The 10580-nt window shown below is 74.3% G+C and carries 7 protein-coding genes; 4 read left to right on the plus strand and 3 right to left on the minus strand.

Annotated features, from left to right (window positions below; genetic code table 11):
* Window positions 1–54: 54 nt before the first annotated feature.
* Together A6A08_RS13260 and A6A08_RS13265 are read right to left on the minus strand one after the other, a co-directional pair.
* The gene (locus A6A08_RS13260) at window positions 55–1863 is read right to left on the minus strand and encodes a PH domain-containing protein (RefSeq protein ID WP_073702902.1); all 1809 of its coding nucleotides are present in this window, start codon (window positions 1861–1863) and stop codon (window positions 55–57) included.
* Window positions 1863–2456, minus strand: a complete 594-nt coding sequence (locus tag A6A08_RS13265) for a PH domain-containing protein (protein ID WP_083609101.1) — start codon at window positions 2454–2456, stop codon at window positions 1863–1865. Before A6A08_RS13265 ends, A6A08_RS13260 begins: the two co-directional genes overlap by 1 nt.
* 145 nt (window positions 2457–2601) lie before the next feature.
* Between A6A08_RS13265 and A6A08_RS13270 the strand changes: the two genes are divergently transcribed.
* Together A6A08_RS13270 and A6A08_RS13275 are read left to right on the plus strand one after the other, a co-directional pair.
* Window positions 2602–3576, plus strand: a complete 975-nt coding sequence (locus tag A6A08_RS13270; RefSeq protein WP_073702904.1) for an ATP-binding cassette domain-containing protein — start codon at window positions 2602–2604, stop codon at window positions 3574–3576.
* The gene (locus A6A08_RS13275; protein ID WP_073702905.1) at window positions 3573–4406 is read left to right on the plus strand and encodes an ABC transporter permease; all 834 of its coding nucleotides are present in this window, start codon (window positions 3573–3575) and stop codon (window positions 4404–4406) included. Before A6A08_RS13270 ends, A6A08_RS13275 begins: the two co-directional genes overlap by 4 nt.
* Before the next feature lie 154 nt (window positions 4407–4560).
* Here the strand turns inward: A6A08_RS13275 and A6A08_RS13280 are convergent, their stop codons facing one another.
* Window positions 4561–7875: a BTAD domain-containing putative transcriptional regulator gene (locus A6A08_RS13280; protein ID WP_073702906.1), complete on the minus strand. Its 3315-nt coding sequence runs from the start codon at window positions 7873–7875 to the stop codon at window positions 4561–4563.
* A 292-nt stretch (window positions 7876–8167) separates the two neighbouring features.
* Here A6A08_RS13280 and A6A08_RS13285 point away from each other — a divergent pair, with 292 nt between their 5' ends.
* Window positions 8168–8875: a YbhB/YbcL family Raf kinase inhibitor-like protein gene (locus A6A08_RS13285; protein ID WP_073702907.1), complete on the plus strand. Its 708-nt coding sequence runs from the start codon at window positions 8168–8170 to the stop codon at window positions 8873–8875.
* A gap of 348 nt (window positions 8876–9223) precedes the next feature.
* Window positions 9224–10580, plus strand: a 1357-nt coding sequence (locus A6A08_RS27980) for a hypothetical protein (protein ID WP_073702908.1), incomplete at its 3' end; no start/stop codon positions are given.

Consider the following 10580-nt stretch of genomic DNA (forward strand, 5'->3'; position numbering starts at 1 on the left):
CAACTTCTGGGGACCAGTTCACCGGGAGCGGGCCGCCCCTCCTGCTTGCGTGTCTCAGCCCTGTTCCCGTTCCCGGTTCCCCGGGCCGGACGGCTCGGCGCCGACCAGGAACGGGCGCACCATCTCGGGGGTGACGCGCGCGGCGAAGGCCACCGACCCCGCCAGCGAGGCGTCCTGGGCGGTGTAGCCGCCCGCGCCCGCGCCGACCGTGACCTGGAGGTCGGCCAGGGAGGAGCGGCGCTGGAAGAGGGTCTGGGTCCAGGTCCAGCCGATCACCGCCGACCGCTCCACCGTCGCCTGGCTCCGGCGCAGGGAGCCCGAGCGCACGCTCACGCGTTCGCCGTCGTAGCCGTGGCCCAGGGAGCGGTACCGGTCCACCCCCACGAGCGCGCCCAGCACCACCAGGCCCCCGAACACCCAGGCCGGCCACGTCAGGTCCAGGGCCAGGGCGGCCCCCAGGGCCAGCGCGAACGGTCCCACCGAACGCGTCAGGCGGCGGTACAGGGCCGCCCGCGGGTGGCGGTCCAGTCGCCCCCGGTACAGGGCCAGCGCCCGGTCCACGACCGCCTCGACCCTCTCCCGGCGGCCGATCGGCAGCAGCACCGCGCGGTTGGCGGTGTCGCCCAGCCCGGTGACGATGGCACGCAGCCGTACCGTGCGGCGCGTGCGTTCGAGCGGGTTGTCGAGGAGCTCGTACCCGCGGATGCGGCGCTTCTCCAGCGTCACGCTGCGCCGGGTGAACAGACCCCGCTCGGCGACCAGGGAGCCGTCGCGCTCCTTGAGGGTGAAGCCCCAGTGGGTGAGGGAGTAGGAGACCACGGCGAACACCGGCATCAGCAGCACCAGCGCACCGGCGAAGACCACCGCGGACACCATCAGGAACCCGCGGTCGGAGCCGGTGACCCAGTCCACGACGTGGTCGGCGAACACCTCGCCCGCCGCCTGCTGGACCATGCCGAACAGGGTGGCCAGGACCGCGAAGGGTGTGAGCAGGTAGCCCAGGCTCAACACCCCGTACAGGTACCACGAGCGCGGCATGGTGAAGTGGGTGACGGTGTCGTCCTCCGAGGGCGCCGGAGCACCCTCGTGCTCCTCCGCCGTGCCCGTCGGCGCGTCCTGCGCGAGGGGCTCACCGTCCGCTCCGGGGCTCCGGCCGGTGAGCACCGCCCGGCGGTGCAGCAACACCCGCCGCAGCCGGTCGGCCTCGGCCGTCTCCACGGCGTCGAGCTTGCCGTCCTCGGTGGCGCCCGCCGATCCCGCGGCGGCCTCGATGCGTACCACGGCCACGCCCAGCAGCCGGTGCAGCAGGGTACTGGTGACGTCCACACCGCGCACCCGCTCCAGCGGGATGGTGCGCCGGGAGCGGCGGACGAGCCCCCTGCGGATCTCCAGGCGGTCACCGGTCACCTCGTAGCGGGTCGTCCTCCAGGTGACGAACCCGCCCACGAGCAGGGCCACGACGGTCGCGCCCGTGGCGGCCAGCACCCAGGCGTTGAAGCCGCCGACCACCAGGCCCGCGGCGATCGGCAGCAGGAGGCCCCTGAGCTGGTTGATCGGGCCGACGACCATGCTCCGCGGGCTGAGCCGGCGCACGTGCCCGGCCGCAGGCGGGGCCGGAGCCCCCGCCTCCTGCCCGCCCCACCACTCGCGGGGGGCGTCGGACCGCCCACCCGCGTCCCGCGGGTCCTCGTGCGGCGGCCCGCCCCCGGGCGGCGGCCCCTCTCCGGCGGGGCCGGACGCCGGCCCCCGGCACGCGCCTGCGGCGGGGCCGCCGGGGAGGTCCCCGGGGGCGCCGCCGGGGGCGACCCAGCCGCTGTGGCCGGGGTCGTCCGGGCACCTGTGGTTCTCGTCGTGTCCGTCCATCAGGTCGCGTCGTCCCGCAGTGCTCCGGCGCGCACGGCCAGCTCCTCGCTCAGGCGGCGGGCCTCCTCCTCGTCCAGCCCCTCGATCGTGGACGACCCGGCGTAGGAGGCGGTCTGCACCTCCAGCGTCGCCACGTCGAACATCCGCTCCAGCCATCCCTGTGTGTGGTCGACCGTCTGCAGTCGGCTGACCGGGACCAGCTGCCAGGACCGGCTGACCCAGCCCGTCCTGGTGTAGATGACGTCGTCGGCCACCTCCCAGCGGTGCACCCGGTAGCGCCAGGAGGGCACGATCGCCACCTTGAACAGGGCGTACACCGTGTAGGCGACCGGCAGCAGCCAGGCGTTGTCCCGCGCCCACGCCGGGATCCACGCCCAGCCCAGCGACGAGGCGCCCCAGGCGACCGCGCAGACCAGGGCGAAGGTGAACACGCTGGCGATCAGCAGGCGGACGGTCCACACCCCGATCGCGCGTCCGCTCACGCGGTGCAGCGGTGGACGCAGGCGTGCGGTCTCCTCCGTGTCGGGTCCGGGCGGTTCCGGTGCCCCTCCGGGGCCGGAACCGGGGGCGGCGTCGTGCGGCGGGGTGTTCATCACCCGCCCGAGTCTAGGGCTTCGGTCCCCGGCGCCCCCGTCCTCCCATGTTCGGGAACGGTCCGTACCGGTACAGAGGATTTTGTCAGCGTTCTGTCAGACCGGTTCGTCACACTTGATGGCAGACGCTGCACATGGAGGATCTATGACTGACGCCATCCGCGCGGAGGGCCTGGTCAAGCAGTTCAAGGGCAAGCGGGCCCTGGACGGTGTGGACCTGACAGCCAGGACGGGGGCCGTGCTGGGCGTTCTGGGGCCCAACGGGTCCGGCAAGACCACGACGGTGCGCATTCTGGCGACCCTGCTGCGCCCCGACGGGGGCCGGGCCGAGGTCGGCGGGTTCGACGTGGTGCGCCAGCCCCACGAGGTGCGCCGCCTGATCGGACTGACCGGCCAGTACGCGGCGGTCGACGCCGACCTGACCGGCACCCAGAACCTGGTGCTCATCGCCCGGCTGCTGGGTTTTGGCCGGACCGGCGCCCGGGCCCGCGCCGCCGAGCTGCTGGAGCGCTTCGAGCTCTCCGACGCCGCCGACCGCCCCGCCAAGACCTACTCCGGCGGCATGCGCCGACGGCTGGACCTGGCCGCGAGCCTGGTGGGCCGCCCGGCGCTGCTGTACCTGGACGAGCCGACCACCGGCCTGGACCCGCACAGCCGCAACGGCCTGTGGGACGTGGTGCGCGGGCTGGTCGACGACGGGGTGACCGTCCTGCTCACCACCCAGTACCTGGAGGAGGCCGACCGGCTGGCCGACGACCTCGTGGTGCTCGACCACGGCCGGGTGATCAGCCGGGGCACGCCCGAGGAGCTGAAGAGCCAGGCGGGCGACCAGGTCCTGGAGCTGCGCACGGTCGAAGGCCACCAGCTGCCCCTGGCCACCAAGATCATCGAGGCGGTCACCAGCACGCCGGTCACCTCCGACGGGCTGCTCGCCAGTGTCCCGGTCACCGACTCGGGCGTGCTGCCCGAGGTGGTGCGCCGCCTGGACGAGCAGGGCGTGGCGGTCGCCGAGCTGTCGCTGCGCAAGCCCAGCCTGGACGAGGTGTTCCTCGCCCTGACCGGGCACGCCGCCGAGGACGAGGCCGCGGACGACACCGCGAACGAAGGGACCAGAGCATGAGCACCGTGACGGCTACGGCACGGTCGGCGCGGTCCGGGGGCGGGCCCGGTGCCCCGGCGCGGATCACCCCGCTGACCACCGTGCAGAACGGACTCCAGCTGGCCTGGCGCAGTGTCCTGAAGATCAAGGCGAACCCCGAAGAGGTCTTCGGGCTGATGCTGCAGCCGGTCATGTTCGTGACCCTGTTCGTCTTCGTCTTCGGGCAGGCGATGATGGGCGACTGGCAGACCTACCGCGACTTCCTGATGCCCGGGATCATCGCCCAGTCGGTCATCTTCGCCACGCTGGGCACGGGCTTCTCGCTGAGCCAGGACGTGGAGAAGGGCATCTTCGACCGGTTCCGGTCCCTGCCCGTCGCCCGCTCGGCCCCGCTGACCGGGGCGATCCTCGGCGACCTGGCCCGGTACACGATCACCGTGGTGATGGTGCTGCTGGTGGGCATGGTCATCGGCTTCCGCCCCGAGGGCGGCGCGGTCGGCGTGGCCGTGGCGGCCGCCCTCGTGCTGCTGTTCGCCTTCGCCCTGTGCTGGATGTCGGCCTTCATCGGCATGGTCGTGCGCACCCCGATGGCGGTGCAGGCGTTCGGGATGATCCTGATGTTCCCGCTCACCTTCAGCAGTTCGGCCTTCGTCTCCCCGGACGACATGCCCGGCTGGCTGCAGGCGGTGGCGTCGAACAACCCGGTCACCCACGTCGTGGACGCCATGCGCGCCCTGATGCTGGGCACGGGCGAGGCCGCGGGCCCGGTCCTGTGGACCATGGTGTGGGCCGCGATCATCACCGCGGTCTTCTTCCCGCTGGCCGTGTGGGCCTACCGGCGCCGCACCTGAGCCGGCTGAGGCCGCACCCGTGACGCGCCGCCCCGGGCCGGACCCGCCGGGGCGGCGCCCCGCCCGCGCACGGGCGCGCGGGTGTCCCCGCTCCTCGGAGGCGGCGACCGGGGGACGCCCCCGGACGTGTTCCGCGCCTCGGGGCACCGGGGGCTCAGAAGTACCGGTTCTCCCTGCGGGGCCCGGTGTCGGGCACGATCGGGGCCAGCCACTCGTCCACGAGCCGCCGGATCCGGTCGGCGTCGTCGTCGCGTGCCTCGGCGACCAGGCGGTCGTACTCCTCCCCACCCAGCGCGCCGCGCACGTGCCGCCGGGTCCGCACCACGAACGGGGTGGCGGTGTCGGGCACGCCGCGCAGCGCCTCGGAGCGCCCCAGCATCAGGGCCGCCCGGCGCGGCTCCCCCTCGGCCAGCATCATGGCGAACACGTCCAGGACCTCGGCGCACACCGGTCCCAGGCCGCGTGTGGCCAGCCACCACGCGCGTCCGGCCTCCCGCCACGCCTCGTCGGTTCCGCCCGACCTCCAGGAGACGATCGCGCACATGGCCCGCCAGGCCGTCTCCAGGTAGACCGGGGAGAACCCGCCCAGGCCGGCCAGGTCGGCCCCGATCCGGTCCAGGACCTCACGGGCCGCCGCCAGGTCGCCCGTCTCACGCAGCCACTGGGCCTCGCTCAGCCTCAGCAGCACCATGTGCTCCTTCTCGACCGGGGCATCGGAGCCGAACAGCGCCCGCAGGTCGCGGTAGGCCGCCTCCAGGTCGCCGAGGTCGGTGAGGACCTGGGCCCGGCGGACCCGGAACATCGTGGCCATCCCCCGCAGCCCCGCGTCCTCGGTCCTGGCCACTCCCCGGTCGAGGAGTTCGCGGCAGCGCCCGAGGTCGTCGAACCGGTGCACGTCCACCAGATGGGCGAGCGCCTGGCACTCGCCCCAGGTGTCCCCGCACGCGCGAAACCCCTCCAGTGCGGCGCTCGCCCTGTCCCTGGACGGCCCGACGTGCCCGGAGACGGCGTCGAGCAGGGACAGCAGCAGCCGCACCATGGCGCGCATCCACGGGCCGGGCTGGTCCATCGCCGCGGCGAGGCGGTCGTAGGCGGGTCCCACCCGCCCCCGCCCCTCGACCAGCGCTCCGTACACCAGGACGTACACCAGCATGTGGTGCTCCTCGGCCCGCTCCCCCGCCTCGTCGAGGACGGCCTCGACCCGGCGCAGGCGCTTCGTCACGGCCCCGTGCTCCAGGGTCCCGTCGACGGCCCGGTGGAACAGGCAGCTGGCGTAGGCGACGGCGCGCCCCTCGGGCACGTCGTCACCGACCATGTCCAGGACGTGGTCGGCCCACCCGTTGAGCTGGCGCCAGGACCCGCCCAGGGTCCAGTACCACTGGGTGTACTCGACCAGGTCCAGGGCGAGAGCGGTGTCGCGGCGGTCGACGGCCCAGCGCACGGCCGCGCCGCAGTTGTCGGCCTCGGCGTCCAGGCGTGCGAGCAGCTCCCGTTGACGGGGTCCGCGTAGCAGCGGGTCGGCCTCGCGCCACAGGTCGCGGACGTGGCGGGCGTGCGCGTCGCGGACGCGCTCCTCCTCCCCTCCGTGCGCCAGGCGCTCGGCCGCGTAGGCGCGCACGGTCTCCAACTGCCGGTAGCGGGGCGGCATGTCGTCCCGGGGCGGGTTCTCCGCGGTCACCAGTGACTTGTCGACCAGGCTGAACAGGACGGTCCACACGTCGTGGCCGCCGACCGTGCCCTCGGCTCCGGGATCGGCGCAGACACGTTCGACGGCCTCCAGGGTCGCACCGCCGGCGAAGACCGACAGGCGGCACAGCAGTCGGCGCTCGGGTTCGTCGAGCAGGTCCCAGCTCCAGTCGACGACGGCGCGCAGGGTGCGGTGACGCGGCAGCGCCGACCGGGTCCCGCCGGTGAGGAGCCGGAAGCGGTCGCGGAGCCGGCAGGCGAGCTGGGCGGCGGTCATGGAGCGCAGGCGGGCGGCGGCCAGTTCCAGGGCCAGCGGCATCCCGTCCAGCTCCCGGACGACGTGGACGACGTGGGCGGCGTTGTCGGGGGTGAGGCGAAAGTCCGGTCGGACCGCGGCGGCGCGTTCGGCGAACAGGATGACGGAGGGGTAGGCGGCGGCGTTCTCGGCGGCGGCGCCCTCCGGGGGCAGGGCGAGGGAGGGGACGTTCATGAGCTGTTCGCCGGGTACGCCCAGGGGTTCGCGCGAGGTGGTCAGGATCCGCAGGCCCGGGCACCGGGCGAGCAGCGGGGCCACGGTGCGGGCGGCCTCCTCCACGAGGTGCTCGCAGTTGTCCAGGACGACGAGGGCGGGGCGGTCGCCGAGGAAGGAGGCGACCCGTTCCAGGGTCGGGGCGGTGGCGGAGCCGGTGGACCGCGCCTGGATCACGGCGTGCTCGCGCAGTCCCAGCGCGCTGGACAGGGCTTGGGGAATGTCCGCGGCCGTCCTGGAGGCGAGTTCGACGAACCAGCCGCCGCGGGTGAGCAGGTGCGGTGCGCGGGCGGCCAGGGCGGAGGCGGTCTCGATCGCCAGGCGTGTCTTGCCCGCCCCGCCGGGCCCGAGCAGGGTGACCAGGCGCCCCCGGGTGAGCAGGTCCACGGTGGTGTCCACCTCGGCCTCGCGCGCCACGAAGCTGGTCAGGGTGTCCGGCAGGCGCAGGGGCGGGGCGGGCGCGCCGGCGGGTCCGGTCGTCTCCGGGGAGGGTTCCGCGTCCGCCGGACGGGGCGCGTCGAGTTCGCCGCGCAGCAGTCTCAGGTGCAGGTCCCGCGACTGGGGTGAGGGGTCCAGGCCCAGTTCGTCGGCGAGATGGGTGCGGAAGCGGTCGTAGGCGGCCAGGGCGTCGGCGGTGCGGCCGGTCGCGGCCAGGGCCCGTACGAGGAGTTCCAGAGGGCGTTCACGGTGCGGGGCGCGGCGGGCCAGGGCCTCCGCCTCGGGGAGGGCCTCGGTGTACCGCCCCAGGTCGACCAGCGCCGCCAGGCGGTCCTCCAGTGCGGCGCCGCGGGTCTCGGACAGGCGCAGCGCGGTGTCCTCCGCCAGGCCGTGCGCGGTCAGGTCGGCCAGGGCCGGCCCCCGCCACAGGGAGAGCGCCCCCTCCAGGTCGTCGGCGGCGTCGGCGGGCCTGCCCTCGGCGAGGTGGGCCTGTCCTTGCCTGACCAGGGTCTCGAACCGGACCAGGTCCACCTGGCCGGGGTCGACGGCCAGCCGGTACCCGGAGGCGTCGCCGTCGATCACGACGCCCTCGCCCAGCGCGCGACGCAGGCGGGAGACCAGCGCCTGCAGGGCGTTGCCCGCCGCCGCGGGCGGGCTTCCCGCCCAGATCGCGTCGGTGAGCTCCTCGGTGGTCAACCGCCGGCCGGGGCGGAGCAGGAGGAGGGAGAGCAGGGTGCGCAGGCGCGCGCCGCCGATGGGTACGGGCCGCCCGGTCGTGTCGTGGACCAGGAGGGGCCCCAGGATGGAGAACCGCACCGCCCCATGATCACCGATCGCGCGGACGGACGCCCGTGGTCGCGCGGTCCTCACTTTCCCGCTTCTCTCCCGGCTGAACGGAGCGGGGCCCGCGCCCGGGAGGCCCCAAGCGGCGACGGCAGACCGAAGGCCCTCCTGACCACAGTAGGGTTCGCTCTGGAACGTGTTCGCGGTGCCCGTGGCGGCACCCGTGCGTTCTCCACCGAGCCCGGCACCGGGTGTCTCCCGAGCACCGCGCCGGTGGTCACAGCGAGTTGCGCCTCCACGGCCCGAAAGTCCAGCAGGAGTCCCATTGTTCCCGGCCCTCTCCTTCCCCCGGATCACCGGTGCGCCTTGTTCGGCCCACACGCCCCCCGGCACGCGCGCGGGCGCGGTCGCGGCGGGGGCCGCCGCACTGGTCCTGACCACGGGCTGCGGCATCCTCTCCCCCGGCCAGAACGGTGACATGCCCGACGACATCAACGTCACCAGTCCGCTGATGCAGGAGGGGCAGCCGCTCCCCGACGCCTACTCCTGTGACGGCGCCGACGAGGACGTGGCGGACAGCGGGGGTTCCGGTGACGGCGGGACGGGCGAGGACGGCGGAACCGACGGAGACGGTGCCGGAGAGGGCGCCGGGGACGGGGAAGAGGACCAGGCGGCGTACTCGCCGCCGCTGAGCTGGTCGGGGCTGCCCGACGAGGCGGGCTCGATCGCGCTGGTGGTGGACGACCCGCAGGAGGCCCAGGTGTTCTGGGTGGTCTACGACCTGGACCCGGAGCTGGTCGAGCTGCGCCAGAACACCGTTCCCGCCGACGCCAAGCAGGGCCGGAACAGTGTCGGCGAGTCCGCCTACAGCGCGCCCTGCCCCGAGCCCGGGGAGGCCTACGAGTACCGCTTCACCGTGTACGCGCTCAAGGGCCCGCTGGGCCTTCCGGAGGGCGCCCCGCTGAACCAGTCCCTGGAGGCCATCGCCGACCAGGCCGTCGCACGTGGAACCCTGGTCACGAGCAGCGAGTGAGGCAGGTCGTCACGGGAGCCGCGCCCCCGCCGGAACACGGACGAACCGGTGGTCGCGGGCCCGCCGGGATTGCCCGAGGAAGCTCCCTTCTCCCTCTGCACACAGCGCACGACAACGCATACAGTGGGCCTGTGCCCCTCGCCCCATTTCAGATGACCGATACCCGTTCACTCGCCGCGTGGCGCCCTGACCCGAAACCGCACCGGACCTCCTGCATCCTCCCATCCATGCAGGTCGGACACACCGGTCCACCGCGGAACCAGGCGGTCACCGCCTCCCCTCGACCGGCTTTGTCGGTCTCCGGTGCGATCCGGGCGCGGCCGACCTCCCCAAGGTAGTGCGTACAACATGACCGTAACCGTCATCATCATCATCGCCGTCATCGTCGTGCTCGCCGTTCTCGTGCTCCTCCTCCTGGGCATGCGCTCGCTGAGTATCGGCTCCCGCGAAGACGACTACGACGACGAGTACGAGGACCACGACGCCGAGGACCACGACGCCGAGGACGCGGACGCCGAAGGCGCCGACGACCGGCCACGGGGCCGGGGACGGGGCCGCGGCCGGGACGGGGAACCGGCTCCGCGCGGGCGTGCCCGCCGGTCGCGGCAGGACGGTGGCGGCAGGACGGAGCGGCGCCCCAAGGGCAGGCGCAAGCGCGAGGACGACGACTGGGGCGACGACCCCGACTCCCTGTCCGACAACGACTTCTGGTCCAGCCTGAGCGAGGACGGCCCGGCACGGCGCTCCTCGGAGCCCCGGGACGGTTTCGGGGGCGGGGCACCCAACGTCACCGCGTACGAGGACGACGACTACGACGACGGGTACGAGGACTACGACGACCAGGAGTCCGGGCCTCCCGGAGCCACGACGGTCCTGCCCGCGGCCGACGGCGGGAACAGCGACCCCTCCGCGGACCTGGCGTTGCTGGCCAGCCTCGGGCAGAGCAGCGGCCCACAGGCCTCCGAGGAGCGCGAGTCCGGACCGGGGGGACGCCACGGGCAGGGAGCGCACGGCGGGTCCGCGCCGTCCCCGAGGCGGGAGGAGCGCACCGCTGCGCCTCCGGACCAGCAGGCCCGGCCCGCCCCGGAGCTCCCCCAGCCCTCACAGGCCTCCGCGTCGGCGGCCCCGCCCTCCGACGACCCCCTCGGCTCGGGGTCGTGGTCGCCCGGATCCTCCTACTCCCCCTCACACGGCGATCCGCTGGGGACCTCCTCCGGCTCACGCGACCCGTTCGGCGACCGCACGTCCTACGACAGCGCGGCGATGAGCCGGTCGGACCACACGGGGCTTCCCGGCGGGTCCGAGCGTCCGCCCGCCGACCCGCTCGACCCGGGCTTTCGCCCCTCGGCCCCGGCGCCGGACTCGGACGTGGGCTCGCCGATATGGTCCAGCATGGACACCGGCGCGCACCAGCGCTCGGACCTGGGCTTCGGCGGCGGCCAGAGCGGACCGGGCGGGGCACCGGGGTCGGGGGCCGGTAGGGGCGGCGACCCGCTTCCACGTCCCGCGGGCGAGGCGTCCGATCCGCTGACCGGCGGCTACCGCGCGTTCTCGGAGTCGGCCCACGACACCGGAACGCGGTGGCGGCCCTCCCACGACAGCGGCACCCACGACCGAGGGAGCTTCGGCACGCCGGGACCGGGACGGCCGGAGTTCGACACCGGCAACCACACCCGCCCCGCCTACGACACCGACTCCTTCAACC

The sequence above is a fragment of the Nocardiopsis sp. TSRI0078 genome, from assembly GCF_001905145.1.
In the GTDB taxonomy this organism is placed as follows: Bacteria; Actinomycetota; Actinomycetes; order Streptosporangiales; family Streptosporangiaceae; genus Nocardiopsis.